Source organism: Polyangium mundeleinium, assembly GCF_028369105.1.
Lineage (GTDB): Bacteria > Myxococcota_A > Polyangia > Polyangiales > Polyangiaceae > Polyangium > Polyangium mundeleinium.
On sequence record NZ_JAQNDO010000001.1, the window covers coordinates 7161103 to 7185324 of the forward strand.

The 24222-nt window shown below is 69.8% G+C and carries 23 protein-coding genes; 6 read left to right on the forward strand and 17 right to left on the reverse strand.

Annotation, left to right across the window (positions count from 1 at the left end; genetic code table 11):
• Positions 1 to 60: 60 nt before the first annotated feature.
• A complete protein-coding gene (locus POL67_RS28320; protein ID WP_271922590.1) occupies positions 61 to 1626 on the reverse strand; it encodes a serine/threonine-protein kinase in 1566 nt (521 codons plus the stop codon).
• Positions 1627 to 1933: 307 nt separating this feature from the next.
• On the reverse strand, positions 1934 to 3169 hold the full coding sequence (locus POL67_RS28325; protein ID WP_271922592.1) for an SPFH domain-containing protein: 1236 nt from the start codon (positions 3167 to 3169) through the stop codon (positions 1934 to 1936).
• A gap of 100 nt (positions 3170 to 3269) precedes the next feature.
• Between POL67_RS28325 and POL67_RS28330 the strand changes: the two genes are divergently transcribed.
• Genes POL67_RS28330 through POL67_RS28340 form a run of 3 tightly spaced genes read left to right on the forward strand, consistent with a single transcriptional unit; the run spans position 3270 to position 5601 of the window.
• Positions 3270 to 4388, forward strand: a complete 1119-nt coding sequence (locus POL67_RS28330; protein ID WP_271922594.1) for a hypothetical protein — start codon at positions 3270 to 3272, stop codon at positions 4386 to 4388.
• A gap of 20 nt (positions 4389 to 4408) precedes the next feature.
• The gene (gene nikR, locus POL67_RS28335) at positions 4409 to 4885 is read left to right on the forward strand and encodes a nickel-responsive transcriptional regulator NikR (protein ID WP_271922596.1); all 477 of its coding nucleotides are present in this window, start codon (positions 4409 to 4411) and stop codon (positions 4883 to 4885) included.
• Positions 4882 to 5601, forward strand: coding sequence for an SDR family oxidoreductase (locus POL67_RS28340; RefSeq protein ID WP_271922599.1), 720 nt, complete (start codon positions 4882 to 4884; stop codon positions 5599 to 5601). The genes nikR and POL67_RS28340 overlap by 4 nt, the downstream gene beginning before the upstream one ends.
• Before the next feature lie 4 nt (positions 5602 to 5605).
• Here POL67_RS28340 and POL67_RS28345 read toward each other — a convergent pair whose 3' ends face one another.
• From POL67_RS28345 to POL67_RS28355, 3 genes are all read right to left on the reverse strand, one after another.
• On the reverse strand, positions 5606 to 6436 hold the full coding sequence (locus tag POL67_RS28345) for an SPOR domain-containing protein (RefSeq protein ID WP_271922601.1): 831 nt from the start codon (positions 6434 to 6436) through the stop codon (positions 5606 to 5608).
• A complete protein-coding gene (gene argS / locus POL67_RS28350) occupies positions 6433 to 8301 on the reverse strand; it encodes an arginine--tRNA ligase (protein ID WP_271922603.1) in 1869 nt (622 codons plus the stop codon). The genes POL67_RS28345 and argS overlap by 4 nt, the downstream gene beginning before the upstream one ends.
• Positions 8302 to 8378: 77 nt before the next feature.
• Positions 8379 to 9842, reverse strand: a complete 1464-nt coding sequence (locus POL67_RS28355; protein ID WP_271922605.1) for a chorismate-binding protein — start codon at positions 9840 to 9842, stop codon at positions 8379 to 8381.
• An 81-nt stretch (positions 9843 to 9923) separates the two neighbouring features.
• Between POL67_RS28355 and POL67_RS28360 the strand changes: the two genes are divergently transcribed.
• Complete coding sequence (locus POL67_RS28360; protein ID WP_271922607.1) at positions 9924 to 11303, forward strand: hypothetical protein; 1380 nt, start codon at positions 9924 to 9926, stop codon at positions 11301 to 11303.
• Here POL67_RS28360 and POL67_RS28365 read toward each other — a convergent pair.
• Complete coding sequence (locus tag POL67_RS28365) at positions 11265 to 12215, reverse strand: nucleotidyltransferase family protein (RefSeq protein WP_271922610.1); 951 nt, start codon at positions 12213 to 12215, stop codon at positions 11265 to 11267. The two genes, POL67_RS28360 and POL67_RS28365, sit on opposite strands and share 39 nt — an antisense overlap.
• 113 nt (positions 12216 to 12328) lie before the next feature.
• Here POL67_RS28365 and POL67_RS28370 point away from each other — a divergent pair, with 113 nt between their 5' ends.
• Positions 12329 to 12835 carry a hypothetical protein gene (locus POL67_RS28370; protein WP_271922611.1) on the forward strand — a complete coding sequence of 169 codons (507 nt, stop codon included), beginning with the start codon at positions 12329 to 12331 and terminating at the stop codon, positions 12833 to 12835.
• A 1-nt stretch (position 12836) separates the two neighbouring features.
• Here the strand turns inward: POL67_RS28370 and POL67_RS28375 are convergent, their stop codons facing one another.
• The 7 genes from POL67_RS28375 to POL67_RS28405 form a co-directional block, all read right to left on the reverse strand.
• Positions 12837 to 13949 carry a hypothetical protein gene (locus POL67_RS28375; RefSeq protein ID WP_271922613.1) on the reverse strand — a complete coding sequence of 371 codons (1113 nt, stop codon included), beginning with the start codon at positions 13947 to 13949 and terminating at the stop codon, positions 12837 to 12839.
• Positions 13950 to 14031: 82 nt separating this feature from the next.
• A complete protein-coding gene (locus tag POL67_RS28380; protein ID WP_136929637.1) occupies positions 14032 to 14685 on the reverse strand; it encodes a DUF72 domain-containing protein in 654 nt (217 codons plus the stop codon).
• Between the two features lie 456 nt (positions 14686 to 15141).
• Entirely contained in the window at positions 15142 to 15657 is a 516-nt protein-coding gene (locus POL67_RS28385) for a hypothetical protein (RefSeq protein ID WP_271922616.1), read from the reverse strand.
• Positions 15654 to 16955, reverse strand: coding sequence for a ribonuclease H-like domain-containing protein (locus POL67_RS28390; RefSeq protein WP_271922618.1), 1302 nt, complete (start codon positions 16953 to 16955; stop codon positions 15654 to 15656). The genes POL67_RS28385 and POL67_RS28390 overlap by 4 nt, the downstream gene beginning before the upstream one ends.
• Positions 16956 to 17358: 403 nt before the next feature.
• On the reverse strand, positions 17359 to 18126 hold the full coding sequence (locus POL67_RS28395) for a hypothetical protein (RefSeq protein ID WP_271922620.1): 768 nt from the start codon (positions 18124 to 18126) through the stop codon (positions 17359 to 17361).
• A gap of 216 nt (positions 18127 to 18342) precedes the next feature.
• Entirely contained in the window at positions 18343 to 19161 is an 819-nt protein-coding gene (locus POL67_RS28400; RefSeq protein ID WP_271922622.1) for an SAM-dependent methyltransferase, read from the reverse strand.
• A gap of 19 nt (positions 19162 to 19180) precedes the next feature.
• Positions 19181 to 20023, reverse strand: a complete 843-nt coding sequence (locus tag POL67_RS28405; RefSeq protein WP_271922624.1) for a helix-turn-helix domain-containing protein — start codon at positions 20021 to 20023, stop codon at positions 19181 to 19183.
• A gap of 87 nt (positions 20024 to 20110) precedes the next feature.
• Between POL67_RS28405 and POL67_RS28410 the strand changes: the two genes are divergently transcribed.
• On the forward strand, positions 20111 to 20617 hold the full coding sequence (locus POL67_RS28410) for a J domain-containing protein (protein ID WP_271922626.1): 507 nt from the start codon (positions 20111 to 20113) through the stop codon (positions 20615 to 20617).
• Positions 20618 to 20993: 376 nt separating this feature from the next.
• Here the strand turns inward: POL67_RS28410 and coaE are convergent, their stop codons facing one another.
• The 4 genes from coaE to POL67_RS28430 are packed head-to-tail and all read right to left on the reverse strand — an operon-like array spanning position 20994 to position 24222.
• Entirely contained in the window at positions 20994 to 21608 is a 615-nt protein-coding gene (coaE, locus tag POL67_RS28415; protein WP_271922628.1) for a dephospho-CoA kinase, read from the reverse strand.
• A 1-nt stretch (position 21609) separates the two neighbouring features.
• A complete protein-coding gene (locus POL67_RS28420; protein WP_271922630.1) occupies positions 21610 to 22179 on the reverse strand; it encodes an NUDIX domain-containing protein in 570 nt (189 codons plus the stop codon).
• Positions 22176 to 22826: a cysteine hydrolase family protein gene (locus POL67_RS28425; RefSeq protein ID WP_271922632.1), complete on the reverse strand. Its 651-nt coding sequence runs from the start codon at positions 22824 to 22826 to the stop codon at positions 22176 to 22178. Before POL67_RS28425 ends, POL67_RS28420 begins: the two co-directional genes overlap by 4 nt.
• A 10-nt stretch (positions 22827 to 22836) precedes the next feature.
• Positions 22837 to 24222, reverse strand: a complete 1386-nt coding sequence (locus POL67_RS28430) for a nicotinate phosphoribosyltransferase (RefSeq protein ID WP_271922634.1) — start codon at positions 24220 to 24222, stop codon at positions 22837 to 22839.

Consider the following 24222-nt stretch of genomic DNA (forward strand, 5'->3'; position numbering starts at 1 on the left):
GGCGATCCCGCCAGCAAGGGCCCGTCGTTCGCACGTGATCGAGAACGCCGGCGTTCTCCGCTAGCCCCACGGATCGACGACGTCTCCACCGCCGCCCGACTTCTTTTTCGTCGTCGTGGCGGGCGGCGCCGTCGGCGTGGTCGCAGGCGCGGTCGCGGTGGGCGGCGCCCCTGTGCTCTTCAACGTCCCGCCGGTGGTCGTGCCAAACGGACGCACCACGGCCGTCTGCGTGCCGGTCGGAGGCGGCGCGACCTGCGTGGTCTGCGTCGGCGCCGTCGGATCCTCCGTCGCGATCGCGGGCGGTGTCGTCACGGTCGGCGTCGGCGCAGGCGTCGCAACCGCGGCCGGCGTGGTCGGCGTCGCCGGGACCGTGGCCGTCGGCGCGGTCGGCGCCGTGGGGGCGGTCGCCGTCGCTCCTGTCGTCGGCGGGTTGAGCGGCGGCTGGATCGCGAGATACGCGACCACGCCGAGCGCGATCACCGTGGCCGCGGCGAGCACCACGACGAGCGGCCCACGCGCGGCCGACGCGGCGGGCGCCTCGCGTTTTTCCACGCGCGGCGGTCCGATGGCCTGGCCTTCCTCGCCGAACATGAGATCGCCGCTCTGCGGGATGAGACCCATCGCCTCTTCGAGCGCCGCCGCGAGCTCCGCCATCGTGGCGAACCGCTCGGCCGGGTTTTTCGCGAGGCACCGATTGATGATGTCGCCGAGCGGCCCGATCTGCGTGGGATCGGGGACACGTTGCTCGACGGGCACGGCCGCGCCGTGGATGTGCTGATCGAGCACGCCCTTGAAGCTGTCGGCCTCGAAGGGCACGCGGCCGGTCAGGCACTCGTACATGATCACGCCGAGCGCGTAGATGTCGGTGCGGTGATCCACCGGCTGCCCCATCGCTTGCTCGGGGCTCATGTAGTGCGGCGTGCCGAAGATGATGCCCTGGCGCGTGACGCGGCTCGTGCCCGCGATCTTCGCGAGGCCAAAATCGAGCAGCTTGACGAATTCGCGATCGCCGCTGCGCACGAGAAAGACGTTGTCCGGCTTGAGATCGCGGTGGATGACGCCCGCCTCGTGCGCGGACGCGAGGCCGAGCGCGCACTGGAGCCCGATCGCCGCCGTGCGATCCGCCGGCAGGATCCGCTCGCTGCGCAGCACGCTCGCGAGCGAGCTGCCCGTGAGCAGCTCCATCACGAAGTACGGGACCTTCGAGGTGAGCGGCGCGCTCTTGTCCGGCTGCACCTCGCCGAAGTCGCTCACGGCGACGATGTTCGGATGCCCGATCGCCGCGGCCGCCTTCGCTTCCTGGATGAAGCGCGTGACGATCTGCGCGTCCCGCGCGATGTCGGCGCGCAGCACCTTGAGCGCGAACCTGCGCCCGAGGGTCGTGTGCCGGACCTCGTACACCGAGCCCGTGCCGCCCTCGCCGAGCACCGACACGACCTCGTACCGCGCGTCGATGATCTGGCCGATCAGCGGATCGGCGTTCGGGTTCCAGTCCGGCGCGTCGATGAGCGCGTCGCCGTCGAACGGGCAGAAGCGCACCTCGCCGGAGAAGCACTTGTCGCACGCGGGGCAGCGCCGGGCGCGCGCCCGCTTTTGCTTCCCGTCGGCCACGAGCGATGCGTCCACGGCGGCTCCGTTCGACTCGCGAGGAGGGGCGGGCGAAGGCGCCGGAGCGTCATTCCCTATACGGATGGTTCGCGCCACTGAACAACTCTAACCGAGGAACCGGCAGGCCGCGTCCTCAAAATGGTCTTCCACGCGGGGACAAACCGACGGCCCCCGCCGACCAGCCCCCGAGCTCCAAGGTATCAATCCGCCCGAGCGTCGGGCAACCTTCTCGAAACGCCTTCACGCCTCGAAAACGAAGGACGAAGCACGGGCGCCCGCGGATCCCGCGAGGCGCCCGCGCTCATCGCCGAGGCCGCTCGGCCGCTCAGATCTCTTCGAGGATCTTCGCCTTGCGCGCGTTGAAGTCCTCATCGCTGATGAGGCCCTGCTGCTTGAGCGAAGCGAGCTTCTGGAGCCGCACCTCCACGCTCTGCGTCCCGCCCGCCGCCTGCTGCGGCTGCGGGGGCTGCTGCTGCTGAGCGTACTGCGGCTGCTGGAAGTTCTGCGGCTGCATCATCTGCGCCATGCCCATGCCGATCGCGGCCTGCGCGCCGAGCTGCGCGACGCCCGTGCTCCCGCCGCCCTTGGCCATGCCCTCGCCCGCGCCCATCATCGCCTGCCCCGACGCGTAGTTGTTCCACGCCGGCGAACCTGCGAGGTGCTGCACGTACCGCGCGTCCTGCTGGAACTTCTGATCGAGCTGGAACTGCTGCGCCCGCGCCGTGTCCGCCGCGATCCCGACGCCGCGCCGCGCCTCGGCCCGCGCCTTGTTCGCCTCCGTGAGGCGCTTCTGATCGTCGGCCGCGAAGTTGATGTTGAAGTTGCCGATCTGCAGGATCTTGACCCCGATCTCGTCGAGGTTCGGCGCGCTCTGCTGGATGCGCCCCGCGATCTCCATGCTCATGCCGCCGAGGTTGAGCAGGCTCTTGCCCTGCTGCGCACACATCGTGCCGATGACCGTCTTCACGCTCATGAAGAACAGGCCCTTGATCCAGTTCAGGATCACGTCGTTGTCCTGCGCGCCGGCCGCCTGGCCGTGGTAGCCGATGACGAACCGCACCGGGTCCGTCACGACGAGCGAGAACTCGCCGAAGATGCGCGGCGTGACGAACTCGTAGAGGATCGGATCCTCCATCGACTCGAGCGGGCCGCCGAACGGGACGCTCCGGATCGGCTGCATCTTCACGAAGTAGATCTCCGCGATGAAGACGTCGCCGCCCGTGAAGCTGTTGATGAGGTTGTTCAGGAACGGGATGTTCTGCGTCTGCAGCGTGTGACGCCCCGGCGGCAAGTAACCCATGTACTTGCCGTCCTTGAAGAAGAGCGCGCACTCGTCGCTGTCGACGGTGAGCTGCGACCAGAACGGGATGTTCTGATCCGGGTGCTTGTAGACGATGAGGTTTTTGAACCTATCGGGGCGCGCAATCATCATCTCGCGCACGCCACCCTTGACGAAATCCATGATCCCCATGTCGAGCTCCCTGCTCTCCGCCCGCGCGCCGGCGGGACGGACGCCTTGCCACGTCACGAGAAACCCGCTTTCGGCAGGCTCGCTTCCCATGGCCCGAACTTTTCGCCGCGACGGACCGCGACGTCGGTGAGAATAGTGCCGAGCACGGTCTCCAGCAATGGCAAGCCGGCCGGAAGAGCACAGGTCCCCCATGGCTCCCCCCATCGACATCAGCTCCCTGCCAGGCCCAGCCCAAAAGCTCGTCGACCCGAGCGCGCCGCCGAAGCTGCAAGAGCTCGCCGCGCGCGGCGTCGCGCCGGGCCTGAAGCCGCCTGCCATGCTCGCCGTGGTCGTGCTCCTCGCGAAGAGCGAGCGCGCCGACGTCGCAGCCACCGCGCGCGCGACGCTCGCCGCCCTGCCCCCGCCCCTGCTCGCCGGCGCCCTCGCGAGCGACCTCCACCCGGCCGTGATCGACGCCCTCGCGAGGGCCTCGGAAGGCAAGCTCGACGTGCTCGACAAGCTCGTCACGATGCCGCGCGTCGATCTGGAGACGATCGAGCACCTCGCGCGCACGGGGACCGAGGCCATCACCGAGCTCGTGGCCACGAACGAGGCGCGCCTGCTCGCCCACCCCCGGCTCATCGAGCTGCTCTACATGAACCGGGCGACGCGCATGTCCACGGCCGATCGGATCGTCGACCTCGCGCGGCGGAACGGCCTCGAGCTCTCCGGGATCCCCGCCTTCCGCGAGGCCGCGGCGGCGCTCGAAGGCGAGCTCATCCCCGAGGCCTCGGAGGAGCCCACGCCCGACGACGTCCTCTTCACCGAGACCGCCGCGCTCGCCGATGCACTCGCCTCGCCCGCGCCCGAGGACACGCACGAGGCGAGCGACGAGGGCGCCGAGGCCGTCAAGCCGAAGTTCAAGCCGCTCTACAAGCTCATCGCGGACATGAGCATCAGCCAGAAGGTGCGGCGCGCGCAGCTCGGTTCGAAGGAGGAGCGGCTCCTGCTCGTGCGCGATCGCAACCGCCTCGTGGCGAGCGCCGTCGCCCGGAGCCCCATGCTCCAGGAGGACGACGTCAACCTCATCACGAAGAACAGGAACGTCTCCGAGGAGGTGCTGCGCATCCTCGGCTCGAATGCCGAGTGGCTGAAGAGTTACATCATCAAGCGCAACCTCGTGGAGAACCCGAAGACGCCCCTCTCCCTGTCGACGCGCCTGATCCCGCTCCTCCGCGACGCGGACGTCCGCCAGCTCGCCAAGAGCAAGAACGTGACCGCGGCCATCCAGGAGGCCGCGCGCAGGCACCTCGACCGGAAGAAGCAGTGAGCTGATACGGTGTACGAACGATGAGCGACCTCGTCCGCTTCGGCGTGGCCATGGACCGCGCGCTGCTCACCGAGTTCGATCGGCGCATCGCGGCGCTCGGCTACGAGAACCGCTCCGAGGCCATCCGCGATCTCGTCCGCGCAGATCTCACGCGCGCCGCCTGGGACCGCGGCGCCGCCGTCGTCGCCACGCTCTCCGTCGTCTACAAGCCCCACGTGCGCGCCGAGGTCCTGCGCATCGCCGAGCCCGAGCCCGGGAGCGCCGACCTCGTCGTCGCGAGCCAGCACGTGCGGATCGATCGCGAGCGCTGCCTCGACACGATGGTCCTGCGCGGCCCCGCGGAGAGCCTCTCCACGCTCGCCGGCAAGATCGCCGGCACGAAGGGCGTGCTCTCCTGCGAGCTGCACGTCGCCGCCTCCGTGGCAGACGACACGCGCGCAAACGAGGCCCAGCCTTCCCCCCCGAGAGACAGAGACAGAGACCAGGAGCAGGGATGACGATCCCCCACGATCCGAAGCGTATCCTCGTCGTCGGCGCCACCGGCAGGCTCGGCGTCGCCATCGCGAAGGCCCTCGTCCAGCGCGGCGATCACGTCGCCATCACGGCCCGCAGCGAGCCGCGCCTCGGCGCCCTCGCCGACGAGCTCACGCACGACCCCACGGGCCGCCCCACCACCATCTGCGCCGACCTGCGGGATCCCGCAGCGCCCGAGCGCATCGCGAGCCGCGTGCTCGAGAGCGGCCGCCTCGACGGCATCATCCTCGCCTGCGGCCCCTTCCCGCACACGCCGCTCGAAAAGCTCTCGCGCGAGGACCTCGAGAACACGCTCGCCGTGCACGCGGTCGCGCCGCTCCTGCTCGTGAACGCGCTCTCCGAGGAGCTCACGCGCACCGAGGGCGCGGTCGTCGCGCTCGTCGACGCGGGCGTCACGCGGCCCTTCCCGAACCACGTCGCGTACCTGACCGCGAAGGGCGCGCTGCAGACGGGCCTGCGCGCGCTCGCCGTCGAACTCGCGCCGCAGGTGCGCGTCAACCTGCTCGCGATCGGCATCGTCGCCGACCCCGAGGCCGACGCCGATCCGAAGCGCCTGCACCGCCTCGCCGCCCGCTCCCCGCTCGGCCGCTTCGGCACGCCCGCGGAGGTCGTGCACGGGGCGCTGTCGCTGCTCGACGCGACGTGGGCGACGGGCGAGATCTGGGGGATCGGGCGGTAAGCGATTACTGCGCGGCGCTCTCGTCCGCGAGCTTGGCGAGGGCGTCCTTCTTCGGCGGCTCGACGATGAACGTGACGAGCCGCTCCTTCGCTTCAAAATCCTGCCGGTAGATCGTGGCCGAGTGCTTGTACTTGAAGGGGCCGATGCGCACGCGGTACCAGAGTCCGCGGCCCTTCACCATCGCGGGCTCGACGTAAGCGCGGTGGCCCCGTCGGCGCAGCGCGGCCGCGAACTTGTCGCCCTCCTGCTGCGTCTTGAACGAGCTCACCTGGAGCTGGTACTGCCCCGGGCCACCAGCCTCCGCGGCCTCGGCGCCGTCTTCCCGCGCGACGTGCTTCGCCATCTGCGTGAGCGTGTCGCGGCCCGCGGCCGAGTCCGGCGGCGCTTGCAGGATGTGCTGCGCCGGCAGCGGCGACGGCGGCAACCGGTCGGCCACCGTCTCCGGCGGCAGCGGCAACGCCTCCGCGGCCGCGCCCTCCGGCGGCGGCTTTCCGGCCTGCGGCGAGCGCACGGCTTCGAGCGCCGTCGTGTTCTTCGTGTCGGAGAGCATCCCCGGGAAGGTGATCTCGTGGCCGGCGAGATCCGGCTTCTTGTCCACCTTCACGCCCGCGGGGTGCGCCTTCGCCACGAGATCGCCGAGCGGATCCACGTTCGTCGGCTTCTCCTTCACGGGCGCGCGGAGCAACGCGACGGCCGCGAACATGATGCACGCGCCGCCGAGCGAGGCGAGCACGAGCGCCGAGGCGCGCGACGGCCGCGACGCGGGATCGGCCTCCTGGATGTCCTCCAGGTTCTTGATGGCCCCGCCGTCCCCGATGTCCGAACGTACGGTCATGACGCTTCGGCCTCCTTGTTCGACGCCTGGGGCTGGGGATCGCCGTCGGCGTCCTCCGCCCCAAACCCCAGCTCCGTCTCTGCTGCGGCGGCCTCGCCTTCGAGCTTGTGCATGCGCTCGAGCGCGGTGATGCCCGCGAGCTTCAGCCCCGCGCCGTACACCGTGCGGATCGCCTCGATCCAGAGCAGCCGCGCCTCGCTCTTCGGGCGATCCCACTTCTCCTGCCAGCCCGCCTCCGCCACCTGCGCGTCGAGCGGCAGGATCGTGTCGCCGTCCTTCTTCAGCCGCGTGAAGTAGCTCTGGAAGTCCTGCGAGAGCTCCTGCAGGTAGAACAGGATCCGGTGCGGCTCGCGCAGCGTCGAGGCCTCCGCCACGACGGCCGGGAAGCGCCCGAGGCGCCCGAGGATCGCGAGCTCGTCCGGGTGCTCGAGGCGCGCGGCGAGCGCGGGGGCGTGCCTCGGAACTTGGAGCCCAAACTTTTCCTGGGCGCGGCGCAGGATCGAGCAGAGGCGCGCGTAGCCGTACTGCAGATAAAAGACGGGGTTGTCCATCGAGGCCTTCTTGGCGAGCTCGATGTCGAGATCGATCGTCGTGTCGCTCCGTCGCGCGAGGTAGAAGTAGCGCAGCGCGTCGGCGCCGGCGCCCTTCCTCCGCGCGGCCTCGTCGATCTCGTCGACGACCTCCTCGATCGTGACGAGGTTGCCGAGCCGCTTGCCCATCTTGTAGGGCTTGCCGTCGCGCAGCAGGTTCACGAGCTGGTAGAGCACCACCTCGAAGCGCTCCTTCGGCAAGCCGAGCGCCGCGAGCGCGCCGCGCACCCGCGCCGTGTAGCCGTGGTGATCGGCGCCGAGCACGTTCACGAGCCGGTCGTAGCCGCGGCCGATCTTGTCGGCGTGGTACGCGATGTCGCTCGCGAAGTACGTGAAGTAGCCGTCGCGCTTCTTGACGACCCGGTCCTTGTCGTCGCCCTCGTCGGTGCTCTTGAAGAAGAGCGCCCCTTCGCGTTCTTCGAGGTAGCCGCGCGTGTTGAGCTCCGCGAGCGCCGCGTTCACGCGGCCCCACCGGTGCAAGCTCTCCTCGGAGTACCAGCCGTCGAACTGGATGCGCAGCGACGCGAGCGTCTTCTTGATGCCCGGCAGCGCCTTCGAGCCCGGCACGCCGTCGAGCATGCGCGTCACGCACACGCGCGCGAGCTCTTCGACCTTGTCGTCGGCGATCAGCTCGGGGCTCGTCTTCTGCAGCCAGGCGACGAGATCCTCGAGGTAGTCGTTTTTGCCGTAGCCGCCCTCGGGCGGCTCGCGGCCGAGCGCCACGGCGAGCACGCTCGCCGCGAGCAGCCGGATCTGGTTGCCGAAGTCGTTGATGTAGTACTCGCGCGTGACGCGGTGCCCCGTGGCCTCCAGGAGCGTCGCCACCGCGTCGCCGAGGATCGCGCCTCGGCCGTGCGAGATGAGCAGCGGTCCCGTCGGGTTGGCGCTGACGAACTCGACGAGCACCCGCTCGCCGAGCCCCGCGGGCCCTCGCCCGAAGGCCGGCCCTGCGGCCATCACGTCGCCGAGCACGCGCTGATAAATCGCTGGCGCGAGGCGCAGATTCAAAAAACCCGGCCCGGCGATCTCCACGGCGCGGATGTCGGCCTCTTTGCCGAGACGCTCGGCCAGCAGCGTCGCGATCTCCCGAGGCGGCTTCTTGGCTGCCTTCTGGATCGCGAGCGCCGCGTTCGTCGCCAGGTCTCCGTGCTCGGGGCGCTTCGGGCGCTCCACGGAGAACGTTGCAGACGTGACTTCCGACGGCAGGACCCCACTCCCCGCCAGATCGGTGAGTGCACCCACCACCAGATTCCGAACTTGCTCTTCGACGCCCATCGTACGGGCGGATTAGTACCCCGAGGCCGCTCGAACCACCAACTTTCTGTCAACACATAGTCTTACATTCGCGTACATCACGCTCCCACGAAGGCCCGATTTGCCGCTTTTTCGAGTTGGAGAGCCTTCCAGCGGGTCTCTTCGAGCTCGCGGGCGGGGTCGGAGTCGGCGACGATGCCGCCGCCGGTGAAGTATTCGCCCTCGCGGCCCTGGAGCACGACGGTACGAATGGCCATGGCGAGGGTGACGCTGCCGTCGTGGGCGACGTGGCCGAAGCCGCCGGTGTAAAGGCCGCGGCGGGCGCTTTCGAGACGGGCGATGACCTCCATGGCGCGGACCTTGGGCGCGCCGGTGACGCTGCCGCTCGGGACCATGGCGGCGAGGACGTCGTGCCGGGTCGCGCCGGGCCGGGTCCACGCCCCGAGCAAGGCCTCGCGGTGGTGGATGGTTCTGTGCGTCACCACACCGGGCCCGTGGAGAACCTGAACCGAGCCCACGGCCGCGACGCGACCGAGATCGTTACGCTCCACATCCACGATCATCGTGAGCTCCGCGTTTTCCTTGGGATCTTGATCGAGCTCCTGGACAAGCGCCGCGTCCTCGCGGGCGTCCTTTCCGCGAGGTCGTGTGCCCTTGATGGGACACGTGAACAATCGCCCGAAAGGCACCGAATTCAGAACGTGCCTTTGTCGTGAATCCCCTCCCCGATCCGACCGTTTTTGATCCTCTCGCACGCTCGACGTGAAGGTTCGCATTCTATCCTGCGGAAACTCCATGCCTTCGGGCAATTGCCTCGTTCGGGCTTCGAGGAGCAGCTCTGGTGACGTGGACACGACGGCCAGATCACGACCGAGGTGCAGGCACGCGGCGAACGGGGACGGCGCGGCGGCGCTCAAGCGGCGGTGCAAATCGAGCGGCTCGCCCCGCACGAGCGAGACGAGGAGCCGTCGCGCCAGGTTGACCTGGTAAAGCTCCCCCCGGGCGATGAGCTCCTTGGCGGCGAGGATCCGCTCCAGGTGAAGCCGCGTCGGCTCCGCATCCGCGACCTCGACGGCGAACGCCCCCCGCCCCGCAGGCGCACGCGCCACGAGCAGGCGACGCGCGAGCGCCTCGACGTGGCCCTGTGTGACGCCCACCGCAAACACGCGGCCCTCGGCATGGTCCACCACGACGACGGCCGGGTACCGGAGCCAGAGCGGCCGTTCGAGCATCGCCCGCGGCCGCCGATCTCCCTCGCGCGGTGTCCAGCCGGGGCGTTCGAGCTGCCGGTGCCCCTCGTACGGCAGCACGCCGATCCAGCGGGGCACGGACCGAAACGTGCCCGTCGCACCGCCGAACGGAAAGTCGGGGTCGTCGGCGAGTGGATCGAGGGCGCTCGACTGGCGGTCGGGATCACACGCGACGTAGGAGAAGCGCGCGTAGGGGCCAGGGGTGCGATCGGCCGCGTGGAGCAGAGCGAGGCGGTCCGCGGCGGTTTCGCGGAGGCGATCGGCGAGGGCGATCGGATCGGGCGCGAGGGGGAGCTGTCGACCGACGAGCACGGCGAGATCCTGCTAGCACGGGGGGCGCGCGGCGCGGCGGCGAGATGAAAAGCCGCCGGGCTCGGGCTACGCTCGCGCCGCGTGAACGCTCGAATGGACCGGCGCGCTGGGTGGCTCGTGGCGGCGGCGCTCCTCGGGGGCGGATGCAGCGAGGAGCCGATCGAGCGGACGCTGCAGATCGTGACGGGACACGAGTCGGACACGTTCTCGGCCACGCCCGCCGTGACGAAGATCCGCATCGAAGCAAAAACGGCGACCGGAACGACGTTCGCCGCGGAGACGACGCCCGGCGGGACGTTCGACCTCGGCGAGGTGCCCGAAGACGAGCCGCTCGGCGTCGAGGTGACGGGGACCACGGCGGAAGGAGCGACGGTCGTGCGAGGCCGGTCGCTCACGGGAATCGTGCCCGGCGCGTTCGCGAGCGCGGACATCCCGGTGTTCGTGCAACGCGTCGGGACGTGGGCGCGGCCGCCGGGCGGGCTCGTGCGGGCGCACGTGGACGCGCCGGCCGCGGTGCTCGGCGAGCAGTTCCTGGTGACGACGGGCGGGAGCGCGGCGGCGAGCGCGGACGGGGCGGCGGACGTGCGGCTCGGGGATTTTTACGATTTGCTCGGCTGGGGGCCGTCCGTGACGCCAGCGATGCCGCTGGAAGCGCGGACGATCGTGGGACGGCCGAGCGGGATGATGCTCGTCGGGGCGACGGGCGCGAGCGCGGTGGACGCGGGCGGCTCGGCGTACGCGGTGGCGTGGCCGGAGAGCGCGGGATCGTTCGCCGACGTGGCCGGGGGGCTCGTGGTGGAGTCGCCGTCCGGCACGAGTTACGTGGTCGGGGCGACGCAGGCGGGGACGGCGACGGACGAGGTGCTGGTGGTGAGCTCGACGGGCGCGCTCTCGGTGCTGCGGCTGTCGGCGGCGCGCAAGGGCGCGGCGGCGGCGTGGGCGCCGGGCGTGGGGCTCGTGGTGGCCGGGGGAAGCGCGACTGCGGCGGGGTTCGAGGTGCTGCCGGAGGGCGGGACGGCGTTCGCGCCGAGGGACATGCCCGCAGACGCGACGGAAGGCGCAGCAGCGGTCGTGGCGGGGGATGGGAAGATGGCGCTCGTCGGCGGGCTCGATGCGATGGGCGCCGACGCGAAGGTCCGGACGTGGAGCCCGAGCTGCACGTCGGGATGCGCGGCCGAGGAGGTGGCGGGCGCGGCGCTGCCCGTCGGGATCACGCGGGCGCAGGGGTTTTCGCTGGGCGGCTCGCGGATGCTCGTGGTCGGGCACGAGGCGACGGCGGCGAAGCTCGTGCGGGTGTTCGTGATCGATCGGAGCGGCCCGAGCGTGGAAGAGCGACCGCTGCGGGAGCCACGCGCGGGCGCGGCGGTGGTGGCCGCGCCGAACGGGACGCTGGCAATCCTGGGCGGCGTGCTCGAAGACGGCTCACCCGCGCTGCACGTGGAGACGTTTTTCCCCGACTGATCGATTCGTTCGGATCCGTACGATCGTACCGCTCCCGAGAACGATCGCGCGCTCGAGGGGTGCTTCCACGGCGGCGCCGGGACAGGCCACGACCTCGCGAAGCTCGCCCTGCCCTCGCACGGTCACGCCGTCGCCGAGGATGACGCTCGCGAGGGAGACGTCGGGATCCACGTGCACGTCCTCGCCGCGCCACGATCCGAACTCCGCGAGCCAGTGCATGCTCTCCTCGAAATAAGCCTGGGGCGTGCCGAGATCGCAGAAGCTCGACACGATCGCGCTTGCCGCGACCCGCTCGCCCGCGCGGAGCGCCGGCAAGTACACGTCCCCGACGAGGCAGCCCTCGCTGGGCAAGCGTGCGCGCGCCACCTCGCCGAGGATCTGCACGCCGACGAAATCCGCCCCCCGCACCTCGCGACCAAACGTCTCGCCGCGCAGCCGCACGATCGAGCCATCCTCCCCGAGGCCCACGGTCCCCTCCCCGACCCGCATCTTCTCGGGATCCCGGAACGCGACCGCGAGCGTGGCGATCGCGCCCTTGGCCTTCGCGCGCGCGTGGGCCCCTTCGAGCGCAGTGACGGAGAACGTCGCGAGGATGTCGCCATTCCAGACGAGCACGTCCCCCGGCCCGAGCGCGGGCGCCGCCGCCGCGACGCCCCCCGCGGTGCCGAGGATCTTCGGCTCGTGCACGAGGGTCACCTCGATCGGGACCTCCAGAAACAGCCGCGGCTCGAAGCGCTCCGCGAGGTGGTGCGTGTTCAGCACGACCTGCTCGACGCCAGCGGCGGCGAGGTGATCGAGGATGTGAAAGAGCAGCGGCTTGTTGCCGAACCAAACGAGCGGCTTGGGCATCTCGTCGGTGATCGGCCGCAAACGCGTGCCGAGGCCGGCGCAGAGGATCATCGCGGTGGTCATGCCTTCCGGAACCCGCGTGCCCTGGACGGGAGACGTCCCCTCGGGGCGGCGTCGGGGCGCGTAGCTTTGCCGAAAGCTCGACGCATGGCCAAGAGCCGTGCTACCCGACCGCCGTGCGCGTGCGCCCCGAACTCCGCCACCTCCTCGCCGCGGCCTTCGGCCTTCTCGTCGGTAGCTTCGCCAGCGCCTGCGGCACGGACGCCGTCGGGATCGACGCCTGCCGGGAGATCGAATCGGCGCGGTGCGAGGCCACGCAGGCCTGCGGCGCCACCGAGGCCGAGGCGACCTACTGCATCGACCTCTACCGCGATCAATGCCTGCACGGCTTCCAGAGCGGCAAGGAGCCCGGCGCCGATGCGACGGCCCGCTGTGTCGAGGCCGTCCGCGCCGTGGCCGCCTGCGCGCGCGCGGGCGCCGCGAGCATGGCCGACTGCGCCGCCGAGCCGCTCGTCGCGGCCGCGGATCCCGCCGCGATCACGCCGTGCGTGGTCCTCACGCGCAAGCCCGAGCAGCTCGCCGACTGCGCGTTCGTCGCGAAGGCCGCGGACACCGGCACGACGACGCTTTCCATGAACGACGCCGGCGACGCGAGCGACACGGGCGACGCCGCGATGGAGTGAGTCAGGGGTTCATCGGCGCCGGGCAGCCGAACATCTGGAACGACGCGATCGGATCGGTCTCGGGCGGGCAACCCGGCGAGTCGGGGTTCGGCGCTTTCGGCACGCCGATCACCGCGGGATCGGCGTCGAAGCCAGCGGCGAACGAGACCGCGTTGCAGGGCTTGTTCGGCTCGGGCGGGCCGGTCTGCATGTCGAGCCCGCGACAGAACGCATCCTGCGTCGTGCCCCAGAAAATGTTGTCGGTGCAGAACGGCTTGCCCGTGTCGTCGCGGAAGCTCTGCACCATCCGGAAGAGCTCGACCTGCGGAATACGCCCTGCGATGAGGCCGTCGCGCAGGATCCAGCGGTCGAGAGCGTCCTTCTGGATCTTCGCCTGGATCGTGCCTGCGGACAGGTTGATGTGCAGCCGCGTGTTGCCGCCGGCGACCGCGATCCCGCCCGTCGGCGCCGAGAGGACGAGCATCCCATCGGTCACGTACGCGTCGTTGTCGAAGTACTTCGGCGTGTTCACATCGGCGGGGTTTTCGAGCGTGCTCGTCGCGATCGGCCAGGCGTCGCTCCCGTCCCACGCGGGCGTCACCTCCGTCCCTTCGCTCCCGTACCAGGCGACGCGCACCTTCGAGTCGTTCGGCTGGCCGTTGTAGCCGCTGACGTGAAAAATGATGCCCCAGCTCCCGAGCTCGGCGAACTGGCTGTACAGCTCCGAAAGGTCCTTCAGCTGCAAGGCGACCTCGACGAGGCCGAAGAGCGCGGGCATCTGGTTGTCCCGCCCCATCGCCTTGTCGCAGCTCAAACTCTCCTTTTGATCGACCGGCGGGATGCACGACCGCTCCTCGCCCTGGCAAGTGCAGAACCTGTCGAGATCGAGCCCGAGATCGCCGCCGTCCTTGTCCGTCTTCAGCCGGAGGACACGCAGCGCCACGACGAACTCCTCTTCGGGCCCCGCTTCGTTCGGGGGCGTCGGCGCCGGAGGTCCCGGCACCGAGGCGTGGCCACAAGGCCCCTGCTCGGGTTCGGGCGGAGGCGTGAACTTCTCAAAGCCTTCGAGGGCACAACTCGACGCCAGCCCCACGGTCGGCGCGAGCAGGAACAAGCAAGCCAGCCAGGCGCGCACGATGACAGCCTAACGCAAGCCCCCGCCCGCGAGAAGCGGCGCGCGCGAGGGAGCCTCCCGCGTCCGCAGCGAGGCGCGAACGTTACAGCTTCAAGGCTTTCTTGAAGCGCTTCGCGTCCGCGAACATGTCGACGTTCGTGAACACGTACGTCGCGTCCTTGTGGTGCCTGCCGCCGCGGGCGATGTCGGCAAGTTTCTCGATCGCCGGATCCTCGTAACGCGACTTGTGCCCCGCAGGGCCATGCAGGCGGTAATAACCCGTCGGCAGCTTCGAGAGGCCCGAGACGAGCGGATCCCGCGCCGCGAGGGCCCCAACCTCCTGCGTGAGCTCGTCACACTCATCCGGGTCCCAGCCAGGCGCAGGCTCGTAGACGACGCGGTCAAAGCGCGAGCGCACGGCATGGAGGAACTCCCGGAGCATGCCCTTGTTCGTCTTGCTAGGCGCGAACTCGGGCGGGGCCACAAAGACCGCAGTCTTGGCCTCGAGCTCCTCCGCCACGCCCTCGAGACCCTTCAGCGCCGTCTCGATGACCTTGCCATCCCGGAACCCCTCCTGCCCCACCTCACGCGGTCCGAGCAACGCAAACCGAAACCCCTCCGGGGCCTCGCGCCGCCACCGCCGGATGGTGCCAGGGCCAGGCATGGACATGTGGGTTTCCTGGACTTCCACGAACATGAATTCGCGGAAGTACCTCGTCGCTGGGACGGGAAAGCCGGCGCAGCCGACGGTAATCATCGGTCCCCACGGTAGCCTACGCGGCGCTGTTTGTCATTGCTGGAGAAAGGACCCGCCCCGAGGAGCACGCACACGGGGGAAGGCCAGTGGGCAAACCTCCAAGGAAGGTGCTCCACGAGCATGCGCGGCGCGGGGCTCTGCCCCGCACCCCGGAAGGGGGCTGTCCGCCCCCTTCACCCCGGACCAGGCACGGCCTGGACCGAGGGTGGAAGAACTGCGCTCCGCGCAGTTCTTCCAACGGGCCGGTGGCAAGACCAGCAAACACGTTGCCAACCAAGACGGCGCTGCCCCCCCGTTTGGGCTGGCCAGCCCGTCGCTGGTCTTGACTCGGCCCGTTGCCAAAACCGCGCGATGCGCGGTTTTGGCATCACCGGTCCAGGCCGTGCCTGGTCCGGGTCCAGGGGTGGACAACCCCTGGTCGGGTCCGGGGTGAAACCCCGGCGCGACGCTGCCCTCTCACTCCAAAGCCCGGCGCACGAGCTGCGCGCCCAGGCGGAGTGCCGCGCGGCGGAGGGCTTCCTCGCGGGTCGCGTGAAACGTGCTGGGGTCGTCCTCTCGTGCGGCGAACTCGCGCACCGTGACGTCGGGGCCGAGCCGCTCGGGGGGCGCGTCCTTTGTGCGACGCACGAATGCGCGGCCGCGGAGTGTGAACGTCACGGACCGCGCGAGTGGCGGGCCGTCTCGGGTCGCGAGGCCCGGTGCGGCGCCGCCTTCCTCGACACGCACGAGCTCGACGACGAGGGCTGGGCATTGTGCGTCGGTGCCAGGGTCACATGACGCGAGCAGCCCTCCGGCTGCGAGCTCGGCGCGTGCGCCGGCGACGACCCCCTCCTCGGCGGCGGCGGACGCCACCACGCCGGGTGCGGGCACGACGGCGAGCGGCTCTGCGCTCTCCGCTGCGGCGCCCACGAGGCGATAGCCGCACCCCGGCACGATGCAGAGCCCCACGAGTGCAACGAACAACCTCTTCACGGCCGCTTCTCGATCTTGCGCCGGAGCCGCGTGCGCCGCTTCTCGGTGGCCGCGTCTGCTTCGCCTGTCCCGCGCTCGACGAGCGCGAGCGCTGCTGCGAACGATTTTACGTGGTGCTCGTAGAGCTTTGCGAGCTCGAGCCGCACGGAAGGATCGTCGACCTCCTCGGCGAGCGCCTGGTAGTCGAGCAGCGCGCGTGCTTTGTCTCCGCGCGCCTTTGCGATGTCGCCGCGCGTCCGCTTCGCGAGCGCGCCGCCGCCTCGCACGACGGCTGCCTCTGCGGTCTCTGCTGCACGATCGAGCTCGCCTGCGCGACGGAGCGTCTTCGCCACGCCGGCGAGATCTGCGCCGGGCAACCCGCCGTGCATGGGCTCGCCGTAGAGCCCCACGAGGGCCACCATCGAGAGCACGTCGTGCTCGTTGTGCGTGACCACGCCGGAGAGCGCGCCTTCGTCTGACGTGCGCAGATAGTGCATGTAACACGCGACCACGTCCGCGCCGCCGACGTCGCCCACGCGCTCGCGCCCGAGCACCTCGCTCTCGATTGCGGCGAGCGTACGGCTCTTGAGCCGATGCCCGTGGATACGACGCGCGACGTGAACGAGATCGAGGTGCGGCAACTCTCGCGGCGCTGGCATGCGGTTCATCACGCAGCGCGCGCGGAGCAGCGGCATGTCGAAGGACTTGCCGTTGTAGGTGACGATCATCGAGGCCTCGTTGAGCCTGCGCGCGAGCAGCTCCAGCATCGGCGCCTCCTCGCCGAGCCGCCGGAGCAAGGCTTGCTCCAGGATGAACGCGCCTTGGGCCTCGTCGTAGAACGACATCCCGAGCAGAAATGCGACCGTGCCGGTGCCGCCCTGGAGCCCTGTCGTCTCGGTGTCGATGAAGAGCGCGCGCCGCGCGTCGCAGGTCGCGAGTGCGGGATCGAGCGCGAGCAGCGAGAGCAAGCCTGGCTCGGCATCACGCGCGGCCACGAGCGGCGCGCGACCGACACGCGCGGCGTGCGGCGTGCGATCACGCCGCACGTAGAGGGGCCCCCGATCGGTGTGCTCGACGAAAAATGGCAGCTCGGTGCGCGTGGGATCGGGCCGCGGCGCGGTGGGGGCGGCCTTGCCGAGGATGCGGGCGATCCGGTCGCGTAGCTCGTCGAGGGACGGCTTGGACTTCAGCGCGGCCGCGGCGTTCTCGGGAACGGGAACGGGCTCGGGAGCGGGGGCGGCGGCCGGCGCGGGGGATGCGGCGGGCGCCGCCCCGGGCATCGGCGGCAAGCGGGCGAGCTTGGATGCAAACGAGGCCATACGCTCCCAGGGCGCAGGCTGGCACGACGAACACTGAACATCAAGACAGGCGTGCCAGGCAGCGGAGGGCCGTGGCGGCACGGTTGCTTCCCGCGGCGGGGTCGTGTTCCGCAAGGGCGGGCTCGTGTCCCGCAACGGCGGGAGCGTGTTCCGCTACGGCGGGAGCGTGTTCCGCTACGGCGGGAGCGTGTTCCGCTACGGCGGGAGCGTGTTCCGCTACGGCGGGAGCGTGTTCCGCTACGGCGGGAGCGTGTTCCGCTACGGCGGGCTCGTGTCCCGCTACGGCGGGCTCATGTCCCGCTACGGCGGGCTCGTGTCCCGCTACGGCGGGCTCGTGTTCCGCTACGGCGGGCTCGTGTTCCGCTACGGCGGGCTCGTGTCCCGCTACGGCGGGAGCGCACGCTCAAGGCGCGATGGTGAGGTTGTACGTGACGTCCAGCTCGAACGCCTGATCCGGCGCCGTCACGATCTTCGCGGTGAACCGGACCTCGTGGTCGCCGGCGGAGAGGGGCTTCAGCATGACCCAGTAGCCGTCGGCGGCGGCAATCCGCGTCGAGTCCACCGGCACGCCGCAAGAATTCTCCCGGATGGGCCCGCTGCAAGGGGTCCCGAAGATATCCTCGGCCTGGCTCGACGTGGGGTCGTCGAAGGTGGCCGTGTGGGCGCGTCGGTCCTCGAGGCCCGTGATGGAATTGCCATCGATTTCGAGCGTCGCCGTGACCTCGTAGTCCTCGAAGAACGACGTCGCGATGTCGTGGATCTCAGGCTCCGACGTCAACGCTTCGCACGTCTGGTTGGGGTCGATGGCGACGTACTCCGGGCAGGTCCGCGCGATGGAATTGACGATCGGGAAGAAGATGGCCTTTCCCGAGGGAACGGTGCAAGCGCGCGTGGTCTGGCCGCCCGTATTGCCCACCAGGAAAAACACGTCGCCCATCTGGTCCTGGTCGCAAGGCCCCTCCAGGATCGGGTTTTCGGCCTTGGGGATCGAGAAGGCCCACTGGAACCACGCCTCGGCCCATTGCTCGTACGTCTTGCCGAAGGGCTGCGCCTCGACGTCGAAGAGGTACTCGGGAGGAGGCGGCGGGGGCTCGGGGTCCTTCCCGGAGCACGCAAGCGCGAGTACCGCGAAGAGGGGGAGCAGCGATGCGGGAAGGATGTTGCGTTTCATGGAGACTCCACGTCGGCGGTGACTCACGCCTCGATTGGGGTGGTGTTCACGAGAGCACTTCAAGGTCAGCACGCCGCATGCCAAGTTCGCCCGAAACGAATCACCTCGGCGCGAGGCGAGCCGCCCCTCGTCCGCGCGTAACGGCGCCAGAACATCTGTCACGCGGGCGTGACAGCGAGGTGGTACGCCCGCATGACAGCACCTGGAAACACGTCGTCAAAGCCGTTTGTGCGCTTCGACGAGGTAGCCGCGCGGGACGCCGGGCACATGCGGCGGCGCGGCGGGAAAAGGCCAGCGCCCCCACGCATTGCCGATCACGCTCGCGTCCGTGACCTCGGCCTGGAAGCCGTGCACAGCAGCAAGGGAAGCGGGGTCGTCGCTCGCGAAGATCCACGGCGCGCCAAGCTCACGCATGTAGCGGAGCACGGGCTCGAGCACAGCCGACGCGAGGAGCGCCTGGCCGACGATGTCGTAGAGCAGGACCGAGCCCTGGGCCGAGAGGCGGCCGATCCGCTCGAAGAGGCGAACCACGACGCTCGCCTCGAGATATTGCAAGAGCCCTTCGGCGAGCCAAGCCGTGGGCGCGTCGGGATCAAAGCCGGCCGCGACGAGCACGGCAGGCCAGTCGTCGGCGAGGTTCACGGCAAGCGCGTGCCGTTCGCAGCAAGGCACGGCGGATTGCAGCCCGCGCGTCTTGGCCTCGATCATCGCATGTTGATCGAGCTCGAAGAGCCGCGCCTGAGGGCGCAAGGGCAGCCGATACGCGCGCGCGTCCATGCCGGCGGCGAGGATCACGAACTGCGCGATGCCCGCGTCCTGCGCGCGCAAGAGTGCCTCGTCGTAGGAACGCGTGCGCACCTCGATGATCGGGATGCCAGCACCGCTGGCAGCGCGGTAGTCGCGCAGCGCGGCACGTCCGGCATCCCCGGCGAGGTCGTACGCGAAGGGATCTTCGAAGAGGCAATCGCTGCGCGTGGATTCCTCGGCACGCATGGCGGCGACGATCAGAGCGGTGGTCTCGACGGGATGGTCCATGGCGCGGACCGTGCCGCGCTCAGGCCGTGAAAGATTGGATATTTTTGCCGCGCAGGGGCACGTGGTTCGGACGTGCGCATTCATGCGCGAGGTACGCGCGCGGGCTCATGCCGCAGAACGTGCGGAACTCGCGGTTCCAGTGCGCCTGGTCGAAATAACCATGCTCGGCAGCAATCTCGGCGCCGCCCACATCGCGTGCGCGCTCCAGATGCCGCAGCGCCGCCTGGAAACGTCGCACGCGCCAATAAGCCTTGGGCGCGAGGCCAACTTGATCACGAAAGCGCGCGATGAGCTGACGCGGCGAGAGCCCCGTGCGCGCGTTGACCTGGGCGACGCTCTCGAGCCAAGGGTCCTCGAAGGCACGCAGCGCTTCAACGACAGCAGGATGGCGCGCGAGCGGGCTCCGCACGCGCTCGCGCAAGCAAGCCTCGAGCGTCACGAAGCGTTGTCGGAGCGTGGCAGCCTCGGCGAGCCGTTCGCGGAGCTCTCGCGCACTCGGGCCCCAAAGCGCATCGAGCGGAGCCCGCGTGCCTTCGAGATCACCGGCCGGAACGCCAAGAAAAGGAAACGCGCCGCCAGGCCTGAAGTGCACGCCCATGACGGTCGTTCGTGGCCGCGCGCCGATGGTGACGAAGCCAGCCGCAGCGCCATTGAGCACAGTGCCAGGAAAAGGCCCGAGCGGAGTCACGGCATCAGGCGCGAAGAAATCGAGGCAATCCGCATCGAGGTTGATGATCAGATCAAGGCTGCCCGAGGGAAGCGCGCGTTCACGAGCCGCAGGCGGAGGATCGCCGTCGAAGTGCCAGAAGCAGTCCACGAACGCACCAAGCGGAGGCCCAGGGCAGTACATCGAAGACGGCACGCACAAGAGCGTGGCCCCGAAGGGACGCAGCGTCGAACACGTGACAGGCCCCCGCTTCGCAGCCATCCTTGGCGCCGAAGTCCCCCCATGCCCGGCGTCGTCTCCATCACCACCACCAAGCGCCGCCGCTACCTCTGGTGCGCCTGGTGGACAGGCGAGCCCACGCGCGCCCCCTTCCGCAAACCCGACGCATTCTCCGGCGGCGCGAAGACGCTGGAAGAAGCACGCAAGCAAGCCGAGCGCACCGCAGGCCAGCCCCTCCGCGAAATCGAGGCCATCTGGGCACGCGCCTGGGTCCGCGTGCAAGCCGGTCAACCGCCCTGGGTCGAGACAAAAACCCGCACCCCCCACGAAGAACCCCCGCCCCAAGATTCACGACAAAAACGTCGCAGATTCATCCCCTCCATCCCCGACCCCAACATCTGCCCCTTCGAAGTCCTCGGCCTCCCCAAAACCGCCTCCCCCGACGACATCCGCCGCGCATTCCGCCGCCGCGCCCTGGAAACACACCCCGATCGAGGCGGCGACGCAGCCGCCTTCATCCGCGTCACCTGGGCCCGCGACGAGGCCACGCTCCGCGCGAGGCGTATCTAGTCGGGGGCGTCGGGGGCGTCGCGCCGGGGCGCTGCCCCGGACCCCGCGGGGGCTGTTCGCCCCTCGACCCGAACCAGGCACGGCCTGGACCGAAGGTGGAAGAACTGCGCTCCGCGCAGTTCTTCCAACGGGCCGGTGGCAAGACCTTGAAGGTGTGTCTCGAGCTGGCGACGGGCACGTCGCCGGTGGAAACGTCAGCGCTGCTGTCTTGGTTGGCAGGGTCGTCGCCGGTCTTGCCAGCGGCTGTTCGATGAACTGCGCGGAGCGCAGTTCATCGAACCCGAGTCCAGCGCTTGCGCTGGTCCGGGTCCAGGGGCGGACAGCCCCGGTGGGGCCTGGGGCAAAGCCCCAGCGCAACGGCTCCCACCGAGACGAGCTAGCTCTCTGCCGCCTTCGCGCGGATGGCGGCGAGTACCTCGTCGGCGCGTTGGAGCGTTTGGTCCATCGTGCCGCTCGTGTCGATCACGTAGTCGGCGACCTTTACCTTCTCGGCGACGGGCATTTGCGCGCGGATCCGTGCGAGTGCGGCTTTCTCGTCGACTCCGTCGCGCGCCATCGTGCGCTCGACTTGGATGGCCTCGGGGGCGCTCACCACGACGAGTGGGCGAAATGCGTCTGAGAGTCCGTTCTCTACGAGCAGTGCGGCCTCGTAACACGCGAGGGGCTCGCCGCGTTGTGCGAGCTCCTGCGCGAGCATCATGGTCCGCGCGCCGATACGGGGGTGCAGGATGCGGTTGAGTGCGCGGCGCTTCTCCTCGTCGCCGAACACGATGGCTCCGAGCTTGCTGCGATCGAGGGTGCCGTCGTGCCGAAGCACGCCGTCTCCGAACAGCTTTACGATTTCCGTGAGCCCGCTCGTCCCCGGCGCGACGGCCTGACGTGCCACCACGTCTGCGTCGATCACCTGCACGCCTTGCTCGCGGAAGCGCGCTGCGACCGTGCTCTTGCCGCACGCGATCCCGCCCGTCAGGCCGAAGAATACGAACGCCATTTTATTCTCGCGAGAGCGCCGTCTCGACCGCTCGTTGCGCCTCTTCTCCCGACATCGGTCGACCAAAGAGCACCGGGCCTAGCATGTCCGAGCTCGCTTCGAGCCGCGCGATGGCTCGCGCGAGGATCTCGTCGTGATCGAAGGCGAGCGGACCTGCCTTCTCGCCGTCGGCCTCGAGCGTCACGCGACCCCGCTCGTCCAGGCCGATCGAAAAGAATTTTGCGGCTCGCGCGTCGTCGCCGCCTTTTGCCTCGCCGCGCCGGTTGGCGGGGAGAATCGCGACGTGCGCGACGCTCACGACCCATCCGCGGGGATCACGACCTGGCCGCGAGAACACGCCGAGCTCGACCATCGGCAAATCTCGGATGCCTGTCTCCTCCACGAGCTCGCGCGCTGCGCTCTCGCGCACCGTCTCCGAGGGCTCGCAGAACCCGCCGGGAACTGCCCATCGCCCTGCGAATGGATCTTTGCCGCGCTGGATGAGCAGCACGCAGACGCGGCCTGTGTCGTCGAGCGAGAACGTGACCACGTCTGCGGTCAGGCTCGGCTTCGGGTACTCCTTGTCGCTCACGGGGTCACCTGGGACGAGGTCGCGAGGTTGACACCTGCGGCGCGCATCTCCTGCAGCGCCTTTGCGACGCCTTCTTCCGTGATGCCCGCGCTCGCATCGGTCACGAGCGTCGTCGCGTATCCACGCTCTGCGAGCCCGAGTGCTGCGGCGCGCACGCAGTAGTCCGTGGCCACGCCGAAGACGACGAACGAGAGCGGCTCGCCGTACCGCTCGGCGAGCGCCTTCACGAATGGATCGGCGAGTGGATTCACGAAGAGGCTGTAGACCTCCTTCTCGAAGTACACGCCCTGCGTCTCGCCGCGGACGACCTCGTCCACGATCGACGCGATCGGCGCGGACGCCACGTTCGGCACGAACCGGAAGCGCGGCGGCAGCGTGCCGTCGACCTTCAGCCAGCCCGGCGTGCCCTTCACGCAGTGCTCCGGAAAGTTGGGCTTCTCCCCGTTCGGACCCGTGGAGCTGGTGGAGGCGAACTCCCACGCGTCCCAGGCGTGCGAGTCGACCGAGCCGAGGATCGGGATGTGGTGCGCGACCGCGTAGGCGACGAGCCTCCGCATCGCGTCGGTTGGTGATCCCTTCACGTAAAGCGAGCCGCTCGGCTCGCAGAAATCCCGCTGCACGTCCACGTCGACGAAGATCGTTCGCATGCCCCTCCTCCTACGTCGCAGCCCCGACAACCCGGGCGCGTACATCTTCCACGAGCTCGAGCAGCCGCGCGGAAGGCACGGCCCGGAACGGCTCGTCCGTGCGCTCCGGAGGCGGCGGTGCTTCGTCGAGCACGTGGAGCGCCTCCGGCAAACGCGCTAGCTCCCGCGTGACCCGCGCCCGCACCACGTCGAGCCCCTCGGACGGCTCCGTGCGCGCCCCTTCCTTCATGCGCGGCACGAGGAGCGCCTCGGGCTCTCCTTCGCCGAGCCCGCGCGGCGCCTCGTCCGCGAGCGCGATCACGTCGCGCGCGAGCACGCCCGCGCCGTCCACGAAGCGGTAGACCTGGTGCGGCCCCGGGAACGTGGCCTTGCCCTCGGAGAACTTGCAGATCGGGACGACCGTCCCGTCCTGCTCGATCTCGACGAGTTTGTAGACGCCGCCGAGCGCGGGCGAGTCGATGCTCGCCACGACATCCGTGCCCACGCCGTACAGATCGATCGGCGCGCCTGCGCGGACGAGCGCCTCGATCTTGTATTCGTTGAGATCCCCCGACGCGACGATCTTCGCCGACGTGCAGCCCGCCGCGTCGAGGAGGGGCCGCACCGCGCGCGAGAGCGCGAGCAGGTCCCCCGAGTCGAGGCGCACACCCTTGAGCTTGTCCTTGGCGATCCGCGCGGCGCGCTCGGCACCACGAAGCGTGTCGTACGTATCGATGAGCAGGATCGACGCGCTCGGGAACGTGGCGACGTAGTTCTCGAACGCTGCCTCCTCCGTGGCGTGCGCCATGGTCCAGATGTGCGCGGCCGTGCCCATCACGGGGATGCCGAAGCGCTTGCCTGCCTCCACGTTCGACGTGCCCACGAACCCCGCGGCATACGCGCTACGCGCCGCGTCGATGGCCGCTTCCGGGTGCGTGCGCCGCGTGCCGAACTCGATCACGCCCGCGCCGGCTGCCGCGCGCACCACGCGCGCCGCCTTCGACGCGATCATCGTCGCGTGGTTCAGCGCCGAGAGCAGGAACGTTTCGACGATCTGCGCCTCGATGATCGGCGCCGAGATCCGCACGAGTGGCTCGTTCGCGAACACCACCGTGCCCTCGCGGACGGCCGCGACGTCGCCCCGGAACCGGAAGCCCCGCAGGTACTCGACGAAGGGCTCGGTCATCGCGTCGCGCAGCGCCGGGAGATCCCGCAGGTAGCGGATCTCGTCCTCGGTGAAGGAGAGGTTCTCGAGGTAGCCGAGCAGCCGCTCGATCCCCATCGCGAGGAGGTAGCGCCGATGCCGCGGCAAGCGGCGCACGAACATCTCGCATGTCGCGCGCCTGTCTTGCATGCCGCGGTGGAAGTACCCCGCGGCCATCGTGAGCTGGTAGAGGTCGGTGTGCAGGGCGTCCAC

Coding starts and splice junctions, on each gene's coding strand:
- POL67_RS28330 (WP_271922594.1), top strand. CDS start 3,270: ATGGCTCCCCCCATCGACATCAGCTCCCTGCCAGGCCCAGCCCAAAAG.
- POL67_RS28365 (WP_271922610.1), bottom strand. CDS start 12,215: ATGACCACCGCGATGATCCTCTGCGCCGGCCTCGGCACGCGTTTGCGG.
- POL67_RS28400 (WP_271922622.1), bottom strand. CDS start 19,161: ATGGACCATCCCGTCGAGACCACCGCTCTGATCGTCGCCGCCATGCGT.
- POL67_RS28410 (WP_271922626.1), top strand. CDS start 20,111: ATGCCCGGCGTCGTCTCCATCACCACCACCAAGCGCCGCCGCTACCTC.
- POL67_RS28425 (WP_271922632.1), bottom strand. CDS start 22,826: ATGCGAACGATCTTCGTCGACGTGGACGTGCAGCGGGATTTCTGCGAG.
- POL67_RS28380 (WP_136929637.1), bottom strand. CDS start 14,685: ATGATTACCGTCGGCTGCGCCGGCTTTCCCGTCCCAGCGACGAGGTAC.
- POL67_RS28340 (WP_271922599.1), top strand. CDS start 4,882: ATGACGATCCCCCACGATCCGAAGCGTATCCTCGTCGTCGGCGCCACC.
- nikR (WP_271922596.1), top strand. CDS start 4,409: ATGAGCGACCTCGTCCGCTTCGGCGTGGCCATGGACCGCGCGCTGCTC.
- argS (WP_271922603.1), bottom strand. CDS start 8,301: ATGGGCGTCGAAGAGCAAGTTCGGAATCTGGTGGTGGGTGCACTCACC.
- POL67_RS28325 (WP_271922592.1), bottom strand. CDS start 3,169: ATGGGAAGCGAGCCTGCCGAAAGCGGGTTTCTCGTGACGTGGCAAGGC.
- POL67_RS28395 (WP_271922620.1), bottom strand. CDS start 18,126: ATGAAACGCAACATCCTTCCCGCATCGCTGCTCCCCCTCTTCGCGGTA.
- coaE (WP_271922628.1), bottom strand. CDS start 21,608: ATGGCGTTCGTATTCTTCGGCCTGACGGGCGGGATCGCGTGCGGCAAG.
- POL67_RS28345 (WP_271922601.1), bottom strand. CDS start 6,436: ATGACCGTACGTTCGGACATCGGGGACGGCGGGGCCATCAAGAACCTG.
- POL67_RS28390 (WP_271922618.1), bottom strand. CDS start 16,955: ATGGCCTCGTTTGCATCCAAGCTCGCCCGCTTGCCGCCGATGCCCGGG.